Raw genomic sequence first — 23,133 nt, 5'->3', positions numbered from 1 at the left:
CTCAGTCATGTCCTCATACAGAGGGGGACACCGTTTCCGGTGTCCCCCTCAGGGCTGCTAGTCGCGGGCCGCGGTCAGGTGTTCCGCGTGTTCCTGGAGCGAACGGACGCCCACGTCACCGTGGTTGAGGGCGTCGATGCCCTGGACGGCCGCGGCGAGCGCCTGGACCGTCGTGAGGCACGGCACGGACCGCGCCACGGCCGCCGTACGGATGTCGTAGCCGTCGAGGCGGCCGCCGGTGCCGTACGGGGTGTTGACGATGAGGTCGACCTCGCCGTCGTGGATGAGCTGGACGATGGTCTTCTCGCCGTTCGGGCCGGTGCCCTCGCTCTGCTTGCGCACGACGGTGGCGTTGATGCCGTTGCGCTTGAGGACCTCGGCCGTGCCGGAGGTGGCGAGCAGCTCGAAGCCGTGCGCGACCAGCTCGCGTGCCGGGAAGATCATCGAGCGCTTGTCGCGGTTGGCGACCGAGATGAAGGCGCGGCCCTTCGTCGGCAGCGGACCGTAGGCGCCCGCCTGCGACTTGGCGTACGCCGTGCCGAAGACGGAGTCGATGCCCATGACCTCGCCGGTGGAGCGCATCTCCGGGCCGAGGATCGTGTCGACGCCGCGGCCGTGGACGTCACGGAAGCGGGACCACGGCATGACGGCCTCCTTGACGGAGATCGGCGCGTCGAGCGGGAGTTCGCCGCCGTCGCCGGTCGCCGGGAGCAGCCGCTCGGCGCGCAGTTCGGCGATGGTCGCGCCCAGGGAGATCCGGGCGGCGGCCTTCGCCAGCGGCACCGCGGTCGCCTTCGAGGTGAAGGGGACGGTGCGGGAGGCACGCGGGTTGGCTTCGAGGACGTACAGGATGTCGCCCGCCATCGCGAACTGGATGTTGATCAGGCCGCGCACCCCGACGCCCTTGGCGATGGCCTCCGTCGAGGCCCGAAGGCGCTTGATGTCGAAGCCGCCGAGGGTGATCGGCGGCAGCGCGCACGCGGAGTCGCCGGAGTGGATGCCGGCCTCCTCGATGTGCTCCATGACGCCGCCGAGGTAGAGCTCCGTGCCGTCGTAGAGCGCGTCGACGTCGATCTCGATCGCGTCGTCGAGGAAGCGGTCGACCAGGACCGGGCGGGAGGGGCTGATCTCGGTCGACTCGGTGATGTACGACTCCAGCCGGGTCTCGTCGTACACGATCTCCATGCCGCGCCCGCCGAGGACGTACGACGGCCGGACGAGCACGGGGTAGCCGATCTCGTCCGCGATGGCCTTGGCCCCCGCGAAGGTGGTGGCGGTGCCGTGCTTGGGGGCCGGGAGGCCCGCCTCGGCGAGGACCCGGCCGAAGGCGCCGCGGTCCTCGGCGGCGTGGATCGCCTCGGGAGGCGTGCCGACGACCGGCACTCCGTTGTCCTTCAGCGCCTGCGACAGACCCAGCGGGGTCTGGCCGCCGAGTTGCACGATCACACCCGCGATCGGACCGGCCAGCGACTCCGCGTGGACGATCTCCAGCACGTCCTCCAGCGTCAGCGGCTCGAAGTACAGGCGGTCGGAGGTGTCGTAGTCCGTGGAGACGGTCTCCGGGTTGCAGTTGACCATCACCGTCTCGTACCCGGCGTCGGACAGCGCGAAGGAGGCGTGCACGCAGGAGTAGTCGAACTCGATGCCCTGGCCGATGCGGTTGGGTCCCGAGCCCAGGATGATGACGGCCGGCTTCTCGCGCGGGGCGACCTCGCTCTCCTCGTCGTAGGAGGAGTAGAAGTACGGCGTCTTCGCGGCGAACTCGGCGGCGCAGGTGTCGACCGTCTTGTACACCGGGCGTACGCCCAGCGCGTGTCGCACCTCACGCACCACGTCCTCGCGCAGGCCCCGGATCTCGCCGATCTGCTGGTCGGAGAAGCCGTGCCGCTTGGCCTCGGCGAGCAGCTCGGCGTCCAGGCGCTCGGCGGCGGCGAGTTCGTCCGCCACCTCCTTGATCAGGAAGAGCTGGTCCACGAACCAGGGGTCGATCTTCGTGTACTCGAAGATCTCCTCCTGCGTGGCACCGGCGCGGATCGCCTGCATGACCGTGTTGATCCGGCCGTCGGTCGGGCGGGCCGAAGCCTCCAGGAGTTCCTTCTTGTCGCCCGTCTCGCCGACGAAGGTGAACTGCGAGCCCTTCTTCTCCAGCGAGCGCAGTGCCTTCTGGAAGGCCTCGGTGAAGTTGCGGCCGATCGCCATGGCCTCCCCGACCGACTTCATGGTCGTGGTCAGCGTGGAGTCGGCGGAGGGGAACTTCTCGAAAGCGAACCGCGGGGCCTTGACGACCACGTAGTCGAGGCTCGGCTCGAAGGAGGCCGGGGTCTGCTCGGTGATGTCGTTCGGGATCTCGTCGAGCGTGTAGCCGACGGCGAGCTTCGCGGCGATCTTGGCGATCGGGAAGCCGGTCGCCTTGGAGGCGAGCGCCGAGGACCGCGACACGCGCGGGTTCATCTCGATGACGATCACCCGGCCGTCCTCGGGGTCCACCGCGAACTGGATGTTGCAGCCGCCGGTGTCGACGCCGACCTCGCGGATGACCGCGATGCCGATGTCCCGCAGGGTCTGGTACTCGCGGTCGGTCAGCGTCATCGCCGGGGCGACGGTGATCGAGTCACCGGTGTGCACGCCCATCGGGTCGAAGTTCTCGATGGAGCAGACGACCACCACGTTGTCGTGCTTGTCGCGCATCAGCTCCAGCTCGTACTCCTTCCAGCCGAGGATGGACTCCTCCAGGAGCACCTCGGTGGTCGGCGAGAGGGTCAGGCCCTGGCCGGCGATGCGGCGCAGCTCCTCCTCGTCGTGGGCGAAGCCGGAGCCGGCGCCGCCCATGGTGAAGGAGGGACGGACGACGACGGGGTAGCCGCCGAGCGTCTCGACTCCCCCGAGGACGTCGTCCATGGAGTGGCAGATGACCGAGCGGGCGGACTCGCCGTGCCCGATCTTCGCGTGCACCGCCTCCACGACACCCTTGAAGAGCTCGCGGTCCTCGCCCTTGTTGATCGCCTCGACGTTGGCGCCGATGAGCTCGACGCCGTACTTGTCCAGCGTTCCCGCCTCGTGCAGCGAGATGGCGGTGTTGAGCGCCGTCTGGCCACCAAGGGTCGGCAGCAGAGTGTCCGGCCGCTCCTTGGCGATGATCTTCTCGACGAACTCCGGGGTGATCGGCTCGACGTAGGTGGCATCGGCGATCTCCGGGTCGGTCATGATCGTCGCCGGGTTGGAGTTGACCAGGATGACCCTGAGGCCCTCGGCCTTCAGGACGCGGCACGCCTGGGTGCCGGAGTAGTCGAACTCGGCGGCCTGGCCGATGACGATCGGGCCGGAGCCGATGACCATGACGGACTGGATATCGGTGCGCTTAGGCACGCTGGCCCTCCATCAGGACTGTGTTCATCAAAGACGTGAAGCGGTCGAACAGGTAGGCGGCGTCGTGCGGGCCGGCTGCCGCTTCGGGGTGGTACTGGACGCTGAAGGCCGGTCGGTCCAGGAGCCGGAGTCCCTCCACCACGTTGTCGTTGAGGCAGACGTGGGAGACCTCGGCGCGGCCGTAGGGGGTGTCGGAGACCTGGTCGAGCGGGGCGTCGACGGCGAAGCCGTGGTTGTGCGCGGTGACCTCGACCTTGCCGGTCGTACGGTCCTGCACCGGCTGGTTGATGCCGCGGTGGCCGTACTTCAGCTTGTAGGTGCCGAAGCCGAGCGCACGGCCCAGGATCTGGTTGCCGAAGCAGATACCGAAGAGCGGGGTGCCGCGCTCCAGGACCGCCCGCATCAGCGCGACCGGATGGTCGGCGGTGGCCGGGTCGCCCGGCCCGTTGGAGAAGAACACGCCGTCGGGCTGGACGGCGTACACCTCCTCGACGCTCGCCGTGGCGGGCAGCACGTGTACCTCGATGCCGCGCTCGGCCATCCGGTGCGGGGTCATGCCCTTGATGCCGAGGTCGATCGCGGCGACGGTGAACCTCTTCTCGCCGATCGCCGGGACGACGTACGCCTCCTTGGTGGCGACCTCCGCCGACAGGTCGGCGCCCTTCATCTCGGGGGCCTGGCGCACCTCGGCGAGCATGGTGCCCTCGTCGGGCAGCGCGTTGCCGGAGAAGATGCCGACGCGCATGGCGCCGCGCTCCCGCAGATGACGCGTCAACGCGCGCGTGTCGATGCCGGAGATGCCGACGACACCCTGCCGGCGCAGTTCCTCGTCGAGCGAGCGGCGGGAGCGCCAGTTGGACGGCACGCGCGCGGGGTCGCGCACCACGTATCCGGCGACCCAGATCCGCTTCGACTCGGGGTCCTCGTCGTTGACACCGGTGTTGCCCACGTGCGGGGCGGTCATCACGACGACCTGACGGTGGTACGAGGGGTCGGTGAGGGTCTCCTGGTAGCCGGTCATGCCGGTGGAGAACACGGCTTCGCCGAAGGTCTCCCCCACGGCCCCGTAGGCACGGCCGCGGAAGACCCGGCCGTCCTCCAGGACGAGTACGGCGGGAACCTTCGCGGATCCCTTGGTGGAGGTCGTCATCGTTCGGCGCCTTCCGTGGTAGTTGATTTGATCATGGAGTTGATGACGTCGACCCACTCGTTGTGCTCGGCCGCGCGCTCGGAGCGGAACCCGGAGTCGATCAGCCGGTCGCCGTGCGCCCAGGTGACCACGAGCAGACCGCCCTCGGTGAGGACCTTGCCGGCGATGCCCTTGTCGAGCCGGGCCTCGCGCAGGGCCTGGGTGGGGACGAAGAAATCCGTCGCTCCCGGGCGTACGACGTCCAGGCCCGCGTCCGTCAGGGTGAGCTCGACAAGGCTGCGGGTGCCGAGGCCGTGCGCCACGATGCGGTCGAGCCAGTGTCCGGCGGTGGTGGAGCCGTGGTATCGGCCGCTCATCGTCAGTCTCGCCTCGCCGGGCTGGTCCGGCGCCGCGGGCAGCTCGGGCAGGTCGCCCTGGAGCGTGCCGCGCCATTTCCAGCCCTCGCGCATCAGCCAGTAGACGAGCGCGACGAAGAGAGCGAGTCCGACGAGCCAGCCGATGCGGGCGGCCCAGTCGGTGACCTCAGCCGACTCCTTGTCGGAGGCCAGCAGGATTACAGGTGTCACGTGAGCTTCCCGTCGACGAGCGTGGCCTTGCCCCGGAGCCAGGTGTGCGTGACACGGCCCGGCAGCTCACGCCCCTGGTACGGAGTGTTCCGGCTGCGCGAGGCGAAGCCCGCGGGGTCCACGGACCCACGGTATGCCGTGTCGAGGAGCGTGAGGTTGGCGGGCTCACCTGCCGAGACGGGACGCCCATGGCCCCTCGCCCGCCCGATCTCCGCGGGCTTGAAGGACATCCGGTCGGCGACCCCGGCCCAGTCGATCAGCCCGGTGTCGACCATCGTCTCCTGGACCACTGACAACGCGGTCTCCAGGCCGACCATGCCCATGGCGGCCGCGGCCCACTCGCAGTCCTTGTCCTCGTGCGGGTGCGGGGCGTGGTCGGTGGCGACGATGTCGATGGTGCCGTCGGCGAGCGCCTCGCGCAGGGCGTACACATCACGCTCGGTGCGCAGCGGCGGGTTGACCTTGAAGACCGGGTTGTACGTCCGCACCAGCTCTTCGGTGAGAAGCAGGTGGTGCGGGGTGACCTCTGCGGTGACGTCGATACCGCGGGACTTGGCCCAGCGGACGATCTCCACCGAGCCCGCGGTCGACAGATGGCAGATGTGGACGCGGGAGCCGACGTGCTCGGCGAGCAGGACATCCCGGGCGATGATCGATTCCTCGGCCACCGCCGGCCAGCCGCCGAGCCCCAGCTGGGCGGAGACGACGCCCTCGTTCATCTGGGCGCCCTCGGTCAGCCGCGGCTCCTGGGCGTGCTGCGCGACGACTCCGCCGAAGGCCTTCACGTACTCCAGGGCCCGGCGCATGATCACGGCGTCGTCGACGCACTTGCCGTCGTCGGAGAAGACGGTGACGCCGGCCGCGGACTCGTGCATCGCGCCCAGCTCGGCGAGCTTGCGGCCCTCCAGGCCGACCGTGACGGCGCCGATCGGCTGCACATCGCAGTAGCCGCTTTCCTGGCCGAGCCGGTAGACCTGCTCGACCACACCGGCGGTGTCGGCGACCGGGAAGGTGTTGGCCATGGCGAACACGGCGGTGAAGCCACCGGAGGCGGCCGCGCGGGTACCGGTCAGCACCGTCTCGGAGTCCTCGCGGCCGGGCTCGCGCAGATGGGTGTGCAGGTCGACCAGGCCAGGCAGCAGCACCTTGCCGTCGGCCTCGACGACCTCGGCACCCTCGGCCGGCAGACCGCTGCCGACCTCCGCGATCTGCGAACCGTCGATCAGCACGTCCTGCGGCTCGCCGCCGAGCACCTTGGCACCGCGGATCAGGATCTTGCTCATGTGACTTACTTCTCCTCGTCCGCGGAAAGGGTGTGCGCGGAGCGCTCGCTGGAAGGGTGGTGGTGGGAGACGGGCGGGCGGGTGTGGCTGACGGCGGGCTCGTTGCCGCCCAGAAGCAGGTACAGGACGGCCATCCGGATGGAGACTCCGTTTGCGACCTGCTCGACGACGGTGCAGCGGTCGGAGTCGGCGACCTCGGCGGTGATCTCCATGCCCCGGACCATCGGACCGGGGTGCATCACGATGGCGTGCTCGGGCATCCGTGCCATGCGCTCGCCGTCGAGGCCGTAGCGCCGCGCGTACTCGCGCTCGGTCGGGAAGAACGCCGCGTTCATGCGCTCGCGCTGCACGCGCAGCATCATCACCGCGTCGGACTTCGGCAGCGTGCTGTCGAGGTCGTACGAGATCTCGCAGGGCCAGCTCTCGACGCCGACCGGCACCAGGGTGGGCGGGGCGACCAGGGTGACCTCGGCGCCGAGGGTGTGCAGCAGGTCGACGTTGGAGCGGGCGACCCGGCTGTGCAGGATGTCGCCGACGACCGTGATCTGCTTGCCGGCGAGGTCCTGGCCGAGGCCCGCGTCCCGCCCGACGAGCCGGCGGCGCATGGTGAAGGCGTCGAGCAACGCCTGGGTGGGGTGCTGGTGGGTGCCGTCACCGGCGTTGATGACGGCCGCGTCGATCCAGCCGGAGTTGGCCAGGCGGTACGGCGCTCCGGAGGCGCCGTGCCGGATGACGACGGCGTCGACGCCCATGGCCTCCAGGGTCTGGGCGGTGTCCTTCAGGGACTCGCCCTTGGACACGCTGGATCCCTTGGCGGAGAAGTTGATGACGTCCGCGGACAGCCGCTTCTCGGCGGCCTCGAAGGAGATCCGGGTCCGGGTGGAGTCCTCGAAGAAGAGGTTGACGACGGTCCGGCCGCGCAGGATCGGCAGTTTCTTGATCGGCCGGTCGGCGACCCGGGCCATCTCCTCGGCGGTGTCGAGGATCAGGACGGCGTCGTCGCGGGTGAGGTCGGCGGCCGAGATGAGATGACGCTGCATCTTTCAGGCTCCGTAAGACAGTTCATTTTCGGGAGAATCCGGGCAGGCGGGGGCGCTGGAGCGGGGCGTACGACAGCGTCGTACGCCGGAGAGCTAGTGCGGCGCGCCCGGAGCGGTCTGCTTGGCGCCGAGCAGCACGGTGTCGCGACCGTCCTCCTCGGCGAGCTGGACCTTGACCGTCTCCCGCAACGACGTGGGGAGGTTCTTGCCGACGTAGTCGGCGCGGATGGGCAGTTCGCGGTGGCCTCGGTCGACCAGCACCGCGAGCTGCACGGCACGCGGACGCCCGATGTCGTTCAGGGCGTCGAGAGCGGCGCGGATGGTGCGGCCGGAGAAGAGCACGTCGTCGACGAGGACGACCAGCTTGCCGTCGATGCCGTCGCCGGGGATCTCGGTGCGGGCCAGCGCGCGCGGCGGCTGCATGCGCAGGTCATCGCGGTACATGGTGATGTCGAGCGAACCGACGGGGATCTTGCGCTCGGTGATGTGCTCCAACTTGGCCGCGAGCCGCTGGGCGAGGAAGACGCCCCGGGTCGGAATGCCGAGGAGCACCACGTCGTCGGCGCCCTTGGCGCGTTCGACGATCTCGTGGGCGATGCGGGTCAACACCCGCGCGATGTCGGGGCCTTCGAGAACGGGCCGCGCATCGGAGTATCGAGTGTCCTGCTGTGCGTCGGGCTGCTTGTCGTGCTGGGTGTCCATATGGAAACGGACCTCCTTCTCCGCCTCACGGGACGGACCTTAAAGGACGTCGGAATTGCGCCATCCACGGTAGCAGGCCCGAACGGCGCCCCAGATTCACCCCTATGGCTCAATCGGCAGCCGTTACCACGGAAGCATCGGTGCGGACCATTCGGCTTGACGCAGGAGAGTAACGCTGCGTAACCTCACAGTGAGTTACCAGCCGCGCGGCCTGGCCGCGTCGACACAGTGTCCGGGGAGCTATATGTCCAGCGAATACGCCAAACAGCTCGGGGCCAAGCTCCGGGCCATCCGCACCCAGCAGGGCCTTTCCCTCCACGGTGTCGAGGAGAAGTCCCAGGGGCGCTGGAAGGCCGTCGTGGTCGGTTCTTACGAGCGCGGCGACCGCGCCGTGACCGTGCAGCGTCTTGCCGAGCTGGCCGATTTCTATGGAGTTCCCGTGCAGGAGCTGCTGCCGGGCACCACGCCGGGCGGCGCCGCCGAGCCGCCGCCGAAGCTGGTCCTGGACCTGGAGCGGCTGGCCCATGTGCCGGCCGAGAAGGCGGGACCGCTGCAGCGGTATGCCGCGACGATCCAGTCCCAGCGCGGTGACTACAACGGCAAGGTGCTCTCGATCCGCCAGGACGACCTGCGCACACTCGCCGTCATCTACGACCAGTCGCCCTCGGTCCTCACCGAGCAGCTGATCAGCTGGGGCGTGCTGGACGCGGACGCGCGCCGTGCGGTGGCGTCACACGAGGAGAGCTGAACCGCTGCCCGTCTCAGCAGAAACGTGCCGCCGGGGTGGCCGGAACTTCACGGTTCCGGCCGCCCCGGCGGCTTTCTGCGCCCTTCCGCCGCCTCCCGGGCCCCGGGGGTACCCCCACACCGAGGGCCCGCAGCGGTCTCGCTGTGGGCCCTCGGGCATGTGCCTGTGATGCGGTAGTGGCTGTCGTGCCTTACGCCTCGTCCCGGCGCAGTGACGGCTTGAGGTCCTTGAGCCGGCCGAGCAGTCCGTTGACGAACGAGGGCGACTCGTCCGTGGAGAACTCCTTTGCCAGCTGCACCATCTCGTCGAGGACGACGGCGTCCGGCGTCTCGTCCGCCCAGATCAGCTCGTAGGCGCCCAGGCGCAGGAGATTGCGGTCGACGACCGGCATCCGGTCGAGCGTCCAGCCGACCGAGTACTGGGAGATCAGCTCGTCGATGCGCTTCGCGTGCTGCGCGTAGCCCTCGACCAGCTGCATCGTGTACTCGCTCACCGGCGGTTGCCGGGGGTCGTCCCGGGAGAGCCGGACCCAGTCCGCGAGGACGGTCAGGACGTCGGCCGCGCGCTGGTCGCCCTCGAAGAGGATCTGGAAGGCACGCTTGCGGGCCGTGTTGCGGGCAGCCACGGTTAGCTGTTCACCCGGCCGAGGTAGTCGCTCGTGCGGGTGTCGACCTTGATCTTCTCACCGGTGGTGATGAAGAGCGGCACGTTGATCTGGTGGCCGGTCTCCAGGGTGGCGGGCTTGGTGCCACCGGTGGAGCGGTCGCCCTGAAGGCCCGGCTCGGTCTCCTGCACGACCAGTTCGACGGCGGCCGGGAGCTCCACGAAGAGCACCTCGCCCTCATGCTGGGCGACGGTGGCCGTGAAGCCCTCGATGAGGAAGTTGGCGGAGTCGCCGACGGCCTTGCGGTCGACCATCAGCTGGTCGTAGGTCTCCATGTCCATGAAGACGAAGTACTCGCCGTCCATGTAGGAGAACTGCATGTCACGCTTGTCGACAGTGGCCGTTTCGACCTTGACGCCGGCGTTGAAGGTCTTGTCGACGACCTTGCCGGAGAGCACGTTCTTGAGCTTGGTGCGCACGAAGGCCGGGCCCTTGCCGGGCTTGACGTGCTGGAACTCGACGACGGACCAGAGCTGGCCGCCTTCGAGCTTGAGCACCAGGCCGTTCTTGAGGTCGTTCGTGGAAGCCACGGTTGCGGAATCTCCTGGACTGACGTGGACGACCCCGGGGCACGGGCTCCAGCGGCGCCGGGGAAATGCCTGGACTTCCCTGGCCGCTAAAGCGCGAGCAGCTCCTTGGTCGTGATGGTGAGTAGCTCGGGTCCGCCGTCCGCCTCGGGGCGAACGACGAGCGTGTCATCGATCCGGACGCCGCCCCGGCCCGGGAGGTGGACCCCGGGTTCGACGGTGACCGGCACGCAGGCGTCCAGTTTACCCATGGCCGCGGGGGCCAACTGCGGGTCCTCGTCGATTTCCAGTCCCACACCGTGTCCGGTCAGGGCGGGAAGGCTCTCCGCGTATCCCGCGGAGTCCAGTACCTGGCGTGCGGCACGGTCCACGTCGCGGTAGGCGACACCCGGGGCCAGTGCCTCACGGGCGGCCCGCTGAGCGGCGAAGACGAGGTCGTACAGCTCGATCTGCCAGTCGGTGGGGGACGTACCGATGACGAAGGTGCGGCCGATCTCGCAGCGGTAGCCGCGATAGGTCGCACCGAGACAGACGGAGAGGAAGTCGCCCTCCTCGACCCGCCGGTCGGTGGGGCGGTGGCAGCGTCTGCCGGAGTTGGGGCCGGTGGCGACGGAGGTCGCGAAGGCGGGGCCGTCGGCGCCGTGGTCGACGAGGCGGCGCTCCAGTTCCAGGGCGAGGTGGCGTTCGGTGCGGCCGACGAGGATGGACTCGAGCAGTTCGCCCAGTGCCTGGTCGGCGATCTCGGCGCCGATCCTGAGGCAGGAGATCTCCTCCTCGTCCTTCACCACCCTCAGCTGTTCGACCGCGCTCCCCATGTCGGCGAGGCGCAGCCGGGGCACCACCGAACGGATGGCCCGGTGCCGGGCGACCGTGAGGTGATGCTCCTCGACGGCGAGGGAGTCACCGCCCTGTCCGGCCGCGAGGCCGGCCGCGGCGACGGCGGGGTCGCCGCCGGCTCCGGGCAGCCGCTGCACGCGCAGCGCCTCGTCGGGCCGGCCTTCCGCGGAGCGGTCGTCCGGCGGGCCGGGGCACAGCAGCAGATCCTCGGCCCGGCCGAGGAGCAGGACGGCGTGCTGGGGGGCGGTGCCCGCGAGGTAGCGGACGTTGGCGGGGCGGGTGACCAGCGCGGAGGCGCTGCCGCCGGCTTGGCAGCGTTCCCGTAGGCGGCTTCGGCGGGCGGCGTAGACCTCTGACATGACACGAGCGTAGGAGCCGTGTCGGAATTGTGCTGGTTGGGAGAGTGCCGTTCGGGGGACCGGGGTGCGTCCGAGCGTGGTCTGTTGTCCGCGGGAGCGTGGGAGCTGGTCGCGCTCACGCGGCCGAGCCGCATGCCGATACGGCCGCGCGCCCCTTTGGCCGGGCTCAGTCCCCCGGCTTCACCAGTTCGGTGGGCTTGCTATCGACCTTGCCAGTACGTCGTCCAGGACCTGGGCCGTCTGGGGTACGTCGAGCTGGGAGTTGTCGATGATGGGGAGGCCGGAGCCGTACCAGCCGGCCATGCGGCCGTGGATGCGGGCGACCTCGTCGTCGGTGAGGCGGCGGTTGCCGGAGCGTTCCGCGTTGCGCTCCAGGACGATCTCCAGTCCGGGCAGCAGGACCACGGGCAGCAGCCCCGGGCCCACGTGCCGCTTCCAGCCGCCGAGGCCGACGACCGGGCGGTCCGGGAAGACCGCGTCGTCGAGGATGCACGAGATCCCGTTGGCGAGGAAGTTGCGCGCGGCGAAGCCGCAGGTGCGGCGGGCCAGGCGGTACTGCGCCTCGGAGTGGTCGTTCCACCCTGACTGGGGGTCGGCGAAACCGGAGCGGACCCATTCGCGTACGTCGTCCAGGCTGATGTGGGCGGTGGGGACCCGGCGGTGGTCCGCCCAGTACTTGGCGACGCTGGTCTTGCCGGCGCCCGCGGGGCCGATGAGCAGCACCGCGAGGGTGGTGGCGGCCGGGTCGTGGGGGGCCGTCGCGGGCGGGGCGGTGGGCATGGGGACGGGGCCGCCGGGCGGCAGCGGCACATGGCCGGTGGTGTCGGGGACCGGGGGCACCGGGGCGTGCTGCGGTGTGGGGGGCACCGGTGGCGCGGGAGCCTGGGTGTAGCCGGGGGCGGGAGGCGGCGGGGGCACGGGGGCGGAGTTCTGGTGGGTACCCGGGTGGTGCGGCCCCGGATGATGTGCGGCCGGCGACCAGCCGCTTGCCGGTCCGTGCCCCGGCTGGTGGGGCGGCGGCAGCGGAGAACCCACTGCGTGCTGCATCCGGTGCCACTCCGTCTCGTACAGGCGATAGACGCTGACAGCGGGGCGGCCCCGCTTGCTACCGAACGGTACCGCCCCCGGCGGTCATTTGGTGAAACGGCCGGGGGCGGCCCGAAGTGCCCATTCGCGCAAGGCGAATCGGGCCGATGGAGGCCGATAGAGGCCGATGGACTACGGCGGGACCTACTCGCCCACCTCGCCGTACGCGGCGAGGAGGACGGCCGGGTCGGGTCCCTCCAGGACGGTGGGCTTGGCCAGCCCGTCCAGGACGATGAAGCGGAGCAGGTCGCCGCGGGACTTCTTGTCGACCTTCATGGTCTCCAGCAACTTGGGCCACTGGTCGTAGCGGTAGTGCAGCGGCAGGCCGACCGACTCCAGGACCGCGCGGTGGCGGTCGGCGGTGGCGTCGTCCAACCGGCCCGCGAGGCGGCCCAGTTCGGCGGCGAAGTGCATGCCGACCGAGACGGCCGCGCCGTGCCGCCACTTGTAGCGCTCGTTCTTCTCGATGGCGTGGGCGAGCGTGTGGCCGTAGTTGAGGATCTCCCTGAGGCCCGACTCCTTGAGGTCGGAGGAGACGACCTCGGCCTTGACCCGGATGGAGCGCTCGATGAGCTCGGCGGTGTGCGGGCCCGCCGGGGTCCGGGCGGCCTCGGGGTCGGCCTCGATGAGCTCCAGGATCCTCGGGTCGGCGATGAAGCCGGCCTTGATGATCTCGGCGAGCCCGGAGACGTAGTCGTTGACCGGGAGGGAGTCCAGCGCGGCCAGGTCGCACAGCACACCGGCCGGGGGGTGGAACGAGCCGACGAGGTTCTTGCCCTCGGCGGTGTTGATGCCGGTCTTGCCGCCGACGGCCGCGTCCACCATGGCGAGCACGGTGGTCGGGACGGCGATCCAGCGCACTCCGCGCAGCCAGGTCGCGGCCACGAACCCGGCGAGGTCGGTGCTGGCGCCCCCGCCGACGCCGATGATGACATCGGAGCGGGTGAACCCGGACTGGCCGAGCGCCTTCCAGCAGTAGGCGGCGACCTCGGCGGTCTTGGCCTCCTCCGCGTTCGGCACCTGGATGGCGACGACCTCGTAGCCCTGCCCGGCCAGGTCGTCGCGGAGCGCGTCGCCCGTGTCGGCCAGTGCCTCGGGGTGGACGATCGCGACCCGCTTGACCCGGTTGCCGATCAACCCGGGCAGCTCGCCCAGGAGTTGCCGGCCCACCAGAACCTCGTACGGATCGCTGCCCGCGGTGCCGCCGACCTGGATCCTTGTAACCTGGTTCGCCATTACGTCCTCCGGCCGGGGGTCCGGGGGTTGACCCCCGGGAATTGCAGTCTTCAACTCCAGTGCGTCCAGGGCGGTTTGGGTGACTTCCTCGGGCGTACGGCCGTCGGTGGCCACCACGGCCGTGGCGACCGACTCGTACAGGTGCCGCCTCGCCTCCATCAACTCCCGCCACTGCTTGCGCGGGTTGACCGCCAGCAGCGGACGGGCGGCGTTCAGGCCGGTGCGCCGGACCGCCTCCTCGACGTCCATCGAGAGGTAGACGACGCGTTGCCCGGCCAGCAGGGCGCGGGTGTCCGCGTCCAGAATGGCGCCGCCGCCGAGGGCGAGGACACCGTTGTGCCGGGCGAGCGCCTCGCGCACCGCCTGCTTCTCGATCACCCGGAAGGCCTCCTCGCCCTCCTCGACGAAGATCTCCGCGATGGTCCTGCCCTGCGCGGTGACGATGTCGTCGTCGGTGTCCCGGTACGCACAGCCCAGCCGCTCCGCGAGCAGTTGCCCGACGGTGGACTTGCCCACGCCCATCGGGCCGACGAGCACGATCAGGGGCACGGCGGTCACCGGACTCACCGGATCGCCAGGCTGTCGAGGTAGGACTGGACGTTGCGCCGGGTCTCAGGCACCGAGTCGCCGCCGAACTTCTCCGCGACCGCGTCCGCGACGGTCAGCGCCACCATCGCCTCGGCGACGATCCCGGCCGCCGGGACCGCGCACACGTCGGAGCGCTGGTGGTGGGCGGCGGTCGCCTCGCCGGTGACCACGTCCACGGTCTGCAGGGCTCGCGGCACGGTCGCGATCGGCTTCATCGCCGCCCGCACCCGCAGCAGTTCACCGGTGGACAGCCCGCCCTCGGTGCCGCCGGAACGGCCCGTCGCCCGCCTGATGCCCTCGTCGGTGACGACGATCTCGTCGTGCGCCCGGGAACCGGGCACGCGCGCCAGGTCGAAGCCGTCGCCGACCTCGACACCCTTGATCGCCTGGATCCCCATCAGGGCGGCGGCCAGCCGGGCATCCAGCCGGCGGTCCCAGTGCACGTGCGAGCCGAGGCCCACCGGCACCCCGTACGCCAACACCTCCACCACACCACCGAGGGTGTCGCCGTCCTTGTGGGCCTGGTCGATCTCCGCGACCATCGCCTTCGAGGCGTCCGCGTCCAGGCAGCGCACCGGGTCGGCGTCCAGCTTCTCGACGTCGGACGGCTTGGGGTAGACGCCGTAGGGCGCCTTCGCCGAGGCCAGCTCCACGACGTGCGAGACGATCTCGATGCCGGCCGTCTCCTTCAGGTACGACCGGGCCACCGCGCCCAACGCCACCCGGGCCGCCGTCTCCCGGGCGGAGGCGCGCTCCAGGATCGGCCGGGCCTCGTCGAAGCCGTACTTCTGCATGCCGGCCAGGTCGGCGTGGCCGGGCCGCGGGCGGGTCAGCGGGGCGTTGCGGGCCAGGCCCGCCAGGATCTCGGGGTCGACGGGGTCGGCCGCCATCACCTGCTCCCACTTCGGCCACTCGGTGTTGCCCACCATCACCGCGACCGGGGAACCCAGGGTGAGGCCGTGCCGCACACCACCGATGAACGTGACCTCGTCACGCTCGAACTTCATTCGCGCGCCGCGTCCATAACCGAGCCGGCGCCGGGCCAGGTGGTCCGCCACCATTTCCGTGGTGATCGGCACGCCGGCGGGAAGCCCCTCCAGCGTCGCCACGAGTGCGGGACCGTGGGACTCCCCCGCGGTCAGCCAGCGCAACCTGCTCAACGGTGCTCCTCAGTGCTCGCGCCCTGGTACTGCCCGCCGTACGCGTGTCCTCGCGTACGGCAACGGCGCGACCGGGTGCGCGGCCCCGGCCCGCCACATCCGATCCTCCCACGTCCGGGCCCCGGGACCGGCCGCCGGTCCACAGGACGGACGGGACACCGCTTCCCGGCCCGGAACCGAGCGGTTCCTAGCGGGCGGCGAGCGCGTGCTCGCCGGCCTTGCGCATGGCGTCCAGCGGGGCCCGGGTACAGCCCGTCATCTGCTCCACCTGGAGCACCGCCTGGTGCACCAGGAGGTCGAGGCCGCTGACGACGGCCCCGCCGTACCCCGACCAGCGGGCCGCGAGGGCCGTCGGCCACGGGTCGTAGAGCACGTCGAAAAGGGTGGCGGGCCGTTCCGGCACCGCCGAGGAGAGCGCGTCGGTGGTCCCGGCCGGGGTGGTGGCGACGACGAGCGGGGCGTGCAGGGCCTGTGCGGCGTCCGCCCAGTCCGCCGTCCGCACCTCGATGTCGAGCCGCTCTCCCCACTGCCGCATCTCGGCGGCGCGAGCCTTGCTGCGGACGTAGGCGACGACCTCGCCGGTGCAGATGCGGGCCAGTGCGGCGAGCGCGGAGGAGGCGGTGGCGCCGGCGCCGAGGACCGCCGCCGAGTCGACCTGTTCGATGCCGTGTTCCCGCAGGGCGGCGACCATGCCGGGGATATCGGTGTTGTCGCCGACGCGGCGCCCGTCCTCGGTGAACACGACCGTGTTGACCGCGTCCACCGAGGCCGCGGTTTCGGTGATCTCGTCGAGCAACGGGATGACGGCCCGCTTCAGCGGCATGGTCACCGACAGCCCGGCCCACTCGGGGCCGAGCTTCGCGAAGTAGGCCGGCAGGGCGGCCTCGTCGAGCTCGAACCGGTCGTACGACCAGTCGGTGAGGCGCAGCTCCCGGTAGGCGGCGCGATGCAGCGCCGGGGAGAGGGAGTGGGCGATGGGCTTGCCGAGCACGGCGGCCCGGCGGGTCTCAGCTGCCCGAGCTCTCATTGAACTTGTCCTTGAGCCTCTGGAATTCAGCGTGCGTCTTGGCGAATTCTGTCTTGTTCACGCCGTCGGTCGCCACAAAGTAGTACCAACCGTCATCGGTCGGATTCAGTGCCGCCTTGAGCGCCTGGTCGCCGGGATTGTCGATCGGCCCGGGCGGCAGACCCTTCCGGGTGTACGTGTTGTACGGGTCCTTGTTGCTGTTGATCTCCGACTCGCTGATGTTGATGTTGCTTTCTTTTTTCAGGTAGTTGAAGGTCGAGTCGAACTGCAACAGCCCGTAGGTCTCAGGGTTCGCGAGGTTCAGACGGTTGTAGACCACCTCCGCCATCTTGCGGAAGTCGTCCTCCGTCTTGCCCTCGGCCTGGATGAGGCTGGCCACCGTCAGAACCTGCAGCGGGTTGTCCAGCTTCAGTGCCTTGGCCTTCGACGAGAGGCCGTACTGCTCGTACTTCTTCGCGGCCTGCGTCACCATCTGCTTCAGGACCGTCTCGGGCTTCATGCCCTTGGCTGCGGGATAGGTCCCCGGGTAGAGGAATCCTTCCAGCGGGTCCTTGATGTCGCTGCTGTCGTTCGCCCAGTCCGGGACGCCGAGGCTCTTGTACTTCTTCTCGGCGGCCTTCTCGGTGGCGCCGGAGGACAATTCGAGTTTCTCGTCGATCGCCGCGTAGACAGTCAGATTTCGCTCGCCCGGCCTGACCAGAACATTGTTCTGGCTCTCGGGATCGAGCATCATATCGACGGCACTTGAGGCGGACATCTCGGTCTTCAGCAGGTAGGCGCCGGCCTGGAGCTTCTTCCCCTCGGGGTTCTGCTCCTGCGCGGACACGAAGGCATCGACGCTCTTGACGACGCCGGCCTTCTTCAGGCGCTGACCGATCTCGTACCCGCCCGCGCCCTTGGGGATCTCGACGGTGACGGTCTTGCTCGTGCCGTCCCCCGCGTAGTCCGGAGCCGAGCCGAAACGAGCCTTGTAGAACTGGTAGCCGAAATACCCGACTCCACCCAGTCCGCCGCCGAACACCAGGACGACCACCAGACAGGCGCAGCCGCTGCGACGTTTCTTCTCCTTGCCGCCGCCCCGGCCCCGCCGGTCACCGCGTCCGCCGCGCTCACCCGACTCGTCGTCGCCGTCATCACCGTCATCGTCGCCGCCCGCGAAGAAGGCGTGTTCGCCCTGATCGGGGCCGGGATCCCAGTCGGTCTTGGGCGGCTCGGGCTCGGCGGCCCGACGCGCGGGCGGCTCCGGCGGAGGGTAGGCGTCCGGGGTGCCGTAGTGGTCGGCCTGTTCCCCGCCGTACGCCACGTTCTTCTGTCCGTACGGGTCCGACGGGTCGGTGTACGGGACGTTCGCGTGCGTGCCGGTGGCCCAGCCGCCGTTGTCGTACTGCTGCTGGTTCTGCTGGTTCTGCTGGTTCTGGTACTGCGGCTGGCCCTGCTGGTTCTGGTACTGCGGCTGGCCCTGCTGGTTCTGATACTGCTGGTTCTGATACTGCTGCTGTTGGTGCTGCTGGGCCGCGTACTGCTGCTGGTCGTAGTGCTGTTGGCCGTCGTACTGCTGCTGCTCGCCGTACTGCTGCCGGTACTGCTGCTGCTGGTACTGCTGCTGCGCCTGACCGTAAGCGGCCTGTTGGCCGTCGCCCCAGCTTCCATCGCCGTACTGCGGCTGCTGGGGCTGCTGCTGCTGCTCTGGATAGTGCTGCGGCTGGCCGCCGTAGGGGGACTGCCGGCCGGTGGGAGCCTGCTGTCCGCCCCATCCGTCGTCCCCGTACAACGGGTCCTCCGGATGCCACGGTTCGGAGCCTTCGCCCCGGCCATACTCAGTCATCGATCCCCTAGAGCCGCGAGGTGGCGGTCGCCCGGCCCGGCTCCCGTTCCGCCTCTCTTTGTGCGGTGGCTGTTCGAATACCGCCGCATCGCGCGGAACGTTACCGTATCGCGATCAGATGACTACTTCGACGCCCTCGCCGGGTGCTTTACCTGACACTCGTTCGGATTCCAGCGCCTGCTGAAGGATGATCACGGCCGCTACCTGGTCAATGACCGATCTGCCCTTCTTGGATTTCACTCCGGAAGCGCGCAGTCCCTGACTGGCCGTCACCGTCGTCATCCGCTCGTCGACGAGTCTCACCGTCACCGGCGCGATCCCCTTCGCGAGCTCCTGGGCGAAGCCGCGGACCTTGACGGCGGCCGGGCCCTCGCCCCCCTTGAGGGAGCGCGGGAGACCGACGACGACCTCGATCGGTTCGTACTCCTCGACCAGTTGCCTCAGCCTGCGGTGCGCTGCCGGGACGTCCCGCCCGGGGACCGTCTCCACCGGGGTGGCGAGGATCCCGTCGGGGTCGCACGAGGCGACCCCGATACGGGCGTCCCCGACGTCGATGGCGAGTCGACGGCCGCGGCGCATGGCGTGTCCTTCTCCGGTCACTTGGCCGTCTCGGCCACAAGCCGCTCGACGGCGTCGACGGCGTCGCCGACGGCGGCCGCGTTCTGGCCGCCGCCCTGGGCTACGTCCGGCTTGCCGCCACCGCCGCCGCCGAGGGTCTTGGCGGCGGTACGGACCAGGTCGCCGGCCTTGAGACCGCGCTCGCGGGCGGCCTCGTTGGTGGCGATGACCGTGAGCGGCTTGCCGTTGTTGACCGTGAACAGGGCGACCACGGCGGCCCTGCCGCCCTGGATACGGCCACGCACGTCGAGGACCAGCCTGCGCAGGTCGTCGGGGGTGGTGCCGTCGGGGACCTGACCGGTGACCACGGCGACACCGCGGACGTCCTTGGCGGACTCGACGAGACCGGCGGCGGCCTGGAGCACCTTCTCGGCGCGGAACTTCTCGATCTCCTTCTCGGCGTCCTTCAGCTTGCCGAGCATGGCGGAGACCTTCTCCGGAAGCTCCTCCGAGCGACCCTTGATCAGCTCCTGGAGCTGGGCTACGACCGTGTGCTCACGGGCGAGGAAGTTGTACGCGTCCACGCCGACCAGGGCCTCGATGCGGCGCACGCCTGAGCCGATCGACGACTCGCCGAGCAGCTTCACCAGGCCCAGCTGGGCGGTGTTGTGGACGTGCGTGCCGCCGCACAGCTCCTTGGAGAAGTCGCCGATGGTGACCACGCGGACGCGCTCGCCGTACTTCTCGCCGAACTCGGCGATGGCGCCCTGCTTCTTGGCCTCGTCGATACCCATGACGTCGGCGCGGACATCCAGGTCGCGGGCGAGCACCTCGTTGATCTTCTGCTCGACGTCGGTCATCACGACCGTGGGAACGGCGGACGGCGAACCGAAGTCGAAGCGGAAGCGGCCGGGCTGGTTCTCGGAACCGGCCTGGGCGGCCGTCGGGCCGAGGGCGTCGCGCAGGGCCTGGTGGGTGAGGTGGGTGGCCGAGTGGGCGCGGGCGATGGCCGTGCGGCGGCGGGTGTCGATGGAGGCCTGGGCCTTGGCGCCGACGGTGACCTCGCCGAACTGCACGACGCCCTTGTGGACGTACACCCCCGGGACCGGCTTCTGGCAGTCGCGGATCTCGATGACGGCGCCGGTGTCCACCTTGATGCGGCCGGTGTCGCCGATCTGGCCGCCGCCCTCGGCGTAGAAGGGCGTGCGGTCCAGGACGATCTCGACCTCGTCGCCCTCGGTGGCGGCCGGGGAGGAGGCGCCGTCGACGAGGATGCCGACGATCGTGGACTCGCTCTCGGTGTCCGCGTAGCCGATGAAGTCGGTGGCGCCGGCCTTGTCGGCGATCTCGCGGTAGGCACCGGCACCGGCGTGGCCGGTCTTCTTGGCCTGGGCGTCGGCCTTGGCGCGCTCCCGCTGCTCCTTCATGAGGCGGCGGAAACCCTCCTCGTCCACGGACAGGCCCTGTTCGGCGGCCATCTCCAGGGTGAGGTCGATCGGGAAGCCCCAGGTGTCGTGGAGCAGGAAGGCCTTGTCGCCGGCGAGGACCTGGCCACCGGAGGCCTTGGTCTCGGTGACGGCGGTGTCGAGGATGTTGGTGCCGGCCTTCAGCGTCTTGACGAAGGCGTTCTCCTCGGCGACGGCGACCTTCTCGATGCGCTCGCGGTCGGTGACGAGCTCCGGGTACTGCTGGCCCATCATCTCGATGACCGTGTCGACCAGGTCCGCGACGACCAGGCCGGTGGCACCGAGCAGACGCATGTTGCGGATGGCGCGGCGCATGATGCGGCGCAGCACATAACCGCGGCCCTCGTTGCCGGGGGTCACGCCGTCGCCGATGAGCATGACCGACGTGCGCATGTGGTCGGTGACCACGCGCAGGGAGACGTCGGAGTCGTGGGCGTCGCCGTACTCGACACCGGTCAGCCCGGTGGCCTTCTTGATGACGGCCATGGAGGTGTCGATCTCGTACATGTTCTGCACACCCTGCAGAATCATGGCGAGCCGCTCCATGCCGAGGCCCGTGTCGATGTTCTTGCTCGGCAGGTCGCCCAGGATCTCGAAGTTGTCCTTGCCGATGCCCTCGCCGCGCTCGTACTGCATGAAGACGAGGTTCCAGATCTCCACGTACCGCTCGTCGTTGACGGCGGGGCCGCCCTCGACGCCGAACTCGGGGCCGCGGTCGTAGTTGATCTCGGAACAGGGTCCGCACGGGCCGGGAACGCCCATGGACCAGTAGTTGTCCTTCATGCCGAGGCGCTGGATGCGCTCCTTGGGCACACCGACGATCTCGTGCCAGATGCGCTCGGCCTCGTCGTCGTCCTTGTAGACGGTGATCCAGAGCTTCTCCGGCTCCAGGCCGTAACCACCCTTGTCCTGGGAGCTGGTGAGCAGCTCCCAGGCGTGCTTGATGGCGCCTTCCTTGAAGTAGTCGCCGAAGGAGAAGTTGCCGCACATCTGGAAGAAGGTGCCGTGCCGCGTGGTCTTGCCGACCTCTTCGATGTCGGGTGTGCGCACGCACTTCTGCACGCTGGTGGCGCGGCTGAAGGGCGGCTTGACCTCACCGAGGAAGTAGGGCTTGAAGGGCACCATGCCGGCCGGGACGAGGAGCAGAGTCGGGTCGTCCGCGATGAGCGACGCCGAAGGGACGACGGTGTGCCCGCGCTCCTCGAAGAAGCTCAACCAGCGGCGACGAATCTCGGCCGACTCCATCAGTGGTCCTCATTCCGGTTGTACGTGTACGTCGTCCTGTCGCTGTCGACGGACTTCGGGGTGTTGCGGTTCTCGATGGCGGCGTACCGCCGGGGGGCGGGGAGTTCGGGGTTCTCGTTGATCCCCAGCGCCTCCCCCAGCTCGGCCTCTCTCTGGGCCATGCCGTCGCGGACGTCGAGCGCGAAACCCACCGCGCGGTCCTTGATGCGGTGACCGGCCTCGAGTGCCTTGTTCGCCGCGCTCGCGGCGAGGTTCTCGGGCGTCAGCTGCTTCAGCTTGCGGTTGACCTTGGTGGTGGCCCAGACACCGGCGGCGACGCCCGTGCTGAACCAGAAGGTACGGCGGAACATCGCTGGCTCTCAGTCCTTCTTCCGCTTGCCCCGCCGAGACACCGTGCGGCCCACGATCACGGTTCGCCGGGGCGCCTTGGCAGGCACGTCGTCCTTGCGTCCGCCGAGGGCCCGGCGTACGCCGTAGCCGAAGGCAGCGACCTTGACCAGGGGGCCGCCGAACGTGGAGGCGACGGTGGTCGACAGCGCGGAGGCGTTCGACGTGACCTCCTCGACGTCCGACGCGATCGAGTCGACCCGGTTGATCTGGGTCTGCGCGGAGCGCACCGCCGCGGAGGCGTCGGCCAGCAGCGGGACGGCCTGATCGGTCACGTCCGCCACGAGCTTGGTGGTCGCCCTGAGCGTCTGGGCCAGCCTCGCCAGCGCGACGGCGAGGAAGGAGACCAGGATCGCCCAGAAGACGGCCACCAGGATCCCGGCCACCTCTCCACCGGACACTGTGTGCACCCGCTCCCTGAAACGTGCCTGCATATTGAAAAAGTCGTACGCCGAGCCTATCGCGCCGAGGATGGCGCTCCGTACCGGATTACCGTCCGCGCGCGGCGGCCTCGCGGCGGCCCGATCGTACGGACTGAATACCCGCCGAACTCTCCACGCCGACACGGGCGCTCGGCGCCGCGCCGGGCGTTCTGGGACATGCGAGAGCCCGCCGCCTCGCCCACCCGGAAGGGTGGGGAGACGGCGGGCTGAGGCGCGGGTGGTGCTACGTCCGCCGCTGGGTGATCAGCGGGCGTAGTACTCGACGACGAGCTGCTCGTCGCAGATCACCGGGATCTCCTTGCGGTTCGGCTCGCGGTCCAGGCGGAAGGCCAGGGCGCGGAGGTTCACCTGGAGGTAGCGCGGGGTCTCGCCGTCGGGGGCGAAGCCGCCCTCACGCGCGATCGAGAACAGCGTCTTCTCGCGGCTGCGCTCGCGGACCATCACGACGTCGTCGGGCTTGACGCGGAAGGAGGGCTTGTCGACCTTCTGGCCGTTGACCTCGATGTGGCCGTGGACGACCATCTGGCGGGCCTGGTAGATCGTGCGGGCGATGCCCGAACGCAGGACCAGCGCGTCGAGACGGCGCTCGAGCTCGATGACCAGGGCCTCACCGGTCTTGCCCTGGGTCTTGGCGGCACGCTCGTAGGCGCGGACGAGCTGGCGCTCGGACACGTCGTACTGCGCGCGCAGGCGCTGCTTCTCGAGCAGACGGACCTTGTAGTCCGAGTTCTGCTTGCGGCCGCGGCCGTGCTCGCCCGGCGGGTAGGGGCGGGCCTCGAAGTACTTGACGGCCTTCGGGGTCAGCGCGATGCCGAGGGCACGCGACTTCTTGACCTTGGGGCGGGGCTGGTTCGCCACTCTTCTTTTCCT

Annotated in this window: 20 protein-coding genes; 1 reads left to right on the top strand and 19 read right to left on the bottom strand. The window is 69.8% G+C overall.

Features of this window, described 5'->3' with window-relative positions; genetic code table 11:
* Positions 1-57: 57 nt before the first annotated feature.
* The 6 genes from carB to pyrR form a co-directional block, all read right to left on the bottom strand.
* Positions 58-3,366: a carbamoyl-phosphate synthase large subunit gene (gene carB, locus AB0H86_RS27945; RefSeq protein WP_362444376.1), complete on the bottom strand. Its 3,309-nt coding sequence runs from the start codon at positions 3,364-3,366 to the stop codon at positions 58-60.
* Complete coding sequence (gene carA, locus AB0H86_RS27940) at positions 3,359-4,516, bottom strand: glutamine-hydrolyzing carbamoyl-phosphate synthase small subunit (RefSeq protein WP_362444373.1); 1,158 nt, start codon at positions 4,514-4,516, stop codon at positions 3,359-3,361. Before carA ends, carB begins: the two co-directional genes overlap by 8 nt.
* Complete coding sequence (locus AB0H86_RS27935) at positions 4,513-5,082, bottom strand: hypothetical protein (RefSeq protein WP_362444370.1); 570 nt, start codon at positions 5,080-5,082, stop codon at positions 4,513-4,515. Before AB0H86_RS27935 ends, carA begins: the two co-directional genes overlap by 4 nt.
* Positions 5,079-6,365, bottom strand: coding sequence for a dihydroorotase (locus AB0H86_RS27930; RefSeq protein ID WP_362444367.1), 1,287 nt, complete (start codon positions 6,363-6,365; stop codon positions 5,079-5,081). The genes AB0H86_RS27935 and AB0H86_RS27930 overlap by 4 nt, the downstream gene beginning before the upstream one ends.
* Positions 6,366-6,370: 5 nt before the next feature.
* Positions 6,371-7,405: an aspartate carbamoyltransferase catalytic subunit gene (locus tag AB0H86_RS27925; RefSeq protein WP_362444364.1), complete on the bottom strand. Its 1,035-nt coding sequence runs from the start codon at positions 7,403-7,405 to the stop codon at positions 6,371-6,373.
* 93 nt (positions 7,406-7,498) lie between these two features.
* Entirely contained in the window at positions 7,499-8,107 is a 609-nt protein-coding gene (pyrR, locus tag AB0H86_RS27920) for a bifunctional pyr operon transcriptional regulator/uracil phosphoribosyltransferase PyrR (RefSeq protein ID WP_362444361.1), read from the bottom strand.
* 244 nt (positions 8,108-8,351) lie between these two features.
* Between pyrR and bldD the strand changes: the two genes are divergently transcribed.
* Positions 8,352-8,855, top strand: coding sequence for a transcriptional regulator BldD (bldD, locus tag AB0H86_RS27915; RefSeq protein ID WP_030038549.1), 504 nt, complete (start codon positions 8,352-8,354; stop codon positions 8,853-8,855).
* Positions 8,856-9,045: 190 nt separating this feature from the next.
* Here the strand turns inward: bldD and nusB are convergent, their stop codons facing one another.
* The 13 genes from nusB to rpsD all read right to left on the bottom strand — a co-directional run bounded on the left by nusB (position 9,046) and on the right by rpsD (position 23,121).
* Positions 9,046-9,480, bottom strand: coding sequence for a transcription antitermination factor NusB (gene nusB, locus AB0H86_RS27910; protein WP_362444357.1), 435 nt, complete (start codon positions 9,478-9,480; stop codon positions 9,046-9,048).
* A gap of 2 nt (positions 9,481-9,482) precedes the next feature.
* Positions 9,483-10,049: an elongation factor P gene (gene efp, locus AB0H86_RS27905; protein WP_362444354.1), complete on the bottom strand. Its 567-nt coding sequence runs from the start codon at positions 10,047-10,049 to the stop codon at positions 9,483-9,485.
* An 86-nt stretch (positions 10,050-10,135) separates the two neighbouring features.
* On the bottom strand, positions 10,136-11,242 hold the full coding sequence (locus AB0H86_RS27900; RefSeq protein ID WP_362444351.1) for an aminopeptidase P family protein: 1,107 nt from the start codon (positions 11,240-11,242) through the stop codon (positions 10,136-10,138).
* A 180-nt stretch (positions 11,243-11,422) separates the two neighbouring features.
* A complete protein-coding gene (locus AB0H86_RS27895) occupies positions 11,423-12,289 on the bottom strand; it encodes a Pro-rich N-terminal domain-containing protein (RefSeq protein ID WP_362444348.1) in 867 nt (288 codons plus the stop codon).
* A 183-nt stretch (positions 12,290-12,472) separates the two neighbouring features.
* A complete protein-coding gene (aroB, locus tag AB0H86_RS27890; protein WP_362444496.1) occupies positions 12,473-14,086 on the bottom strand; it encodes a 3-dehydroquinate synthase in 1,614 nt (537 codons plus the stop codon).
* Between the two features lie 41 nt (positions 14,087-14,127).
* Positions 14,128-15,312 carry a chorismate synthase gene (gene aroC / locus AB0H86_RS27885; protein ID WP_362444345.1) on the bottom strand — a complete coding sequence of 395 codons (1,185 nt, stop codon included), beginning with the start codon at positions 15,310-15,312 and terminating at the stop codon, positions 14,128-14,130.
* Positions 15,313-15,499: 187 nt separating this feature from the next.
* Positions 15,500-16,339 carry a shikimate dehydrogenase gene (locus AB0H86_RS27880; RefSeq protein ID WP_362444341.1) on the bottom strand — a complete coding sequence of 280 codons (840 nt, stop codon included), beginning with the start codon at positions 16,337-16,339 and terminating at the stop codon, positions 15,500-15,502.
* On the bottom strand, positions 16,320-18,164 hold the full coding sequence (gene mltG, locus AB0H86_RS27875) for an endolytic transglycosylase MltG (RefSeq protein ID WP_362444338.1): 1,845 nt from the start codon (positions 18,162-18,164) through the stop codon (positions 16,320-16,322). Before mltG ends, AB0H86_RS27880 begins: the two co-directional genes overlap by 20 nt.
* 114 nt (positions 18,165-18,278) lie before the next feature.
* A complete protein-coding gene (gene ruvX / locus AB0H86_RS27870) occupies positions 18,279-18,743 on the bottom strand; it encodes a Holliday junction resolvase RuvX (protein WP_362444335.1) in 465 nt (154 codons plus the stop codon).
* A gap of 17 nt (positions 18,744-18,760) precedes the next feature.
* A complete protein-coding gene (gene alaS, locus AB0H86_RS27865; protein WP_362444332.1) occupies positions 18,761-21,433 on the bottom strand; it encodes an alanine--tRNA ligase in 2,673 nt (890 codons plus the stop codon).
* Positions 21,433-21,783: a hypothetical protein gene (locus tag AB0H86_RS27860; protein WP_362444329.1), complete on the bottom strand. Its 351-nt coding sequence runs from the start codon at positions 21,781-21,783 to the stop codon at positions 21,433-21,435. The genes alaS and AB0H86_RS27860 overlap by 1 nt, the downstream gene beginning before the upstream one ends.
* 9 nt (positions 21,784-21,792) lie before the next feature.
* Complete coding sequence (locus AB0H86_RS27855; protein ID WP_362444326.1) at positions 21,793-22,230, bottom strand: DUF948 domain-containing protein; 438 nt, start codon at positions 22,228-22,230, stop codon at positions 21,793-21,795.
* A 276-nt stretch (positions 22,231-22,506) separates the two neighbouring features.
* A complete protein-coding gene (rpsD, locus tag AB0H86_RS27850; protein WP_067428966.1) occupies positions 22,507-23,121 on the bottom strand; it encodes a 30S ribosomal protein S4 in 615 nt (204 codons plus the stop codon).
* Positions 23,122-23,133: the final 12 nt, after the last annotated feature.

Origin of the sequence: Streptomyces sp. NPDC050997 (assembly GCF_040660135.1) — a bacterium.
Taxonomy (GTDB): Bacteria; Actinomycetota; Actinomycetes; order Streptomycetales; family Streptomycetaceae; genus Streptomyces.
This window is presented reverse-complemented; position numbering and strand designations above follow the sequence as displayed.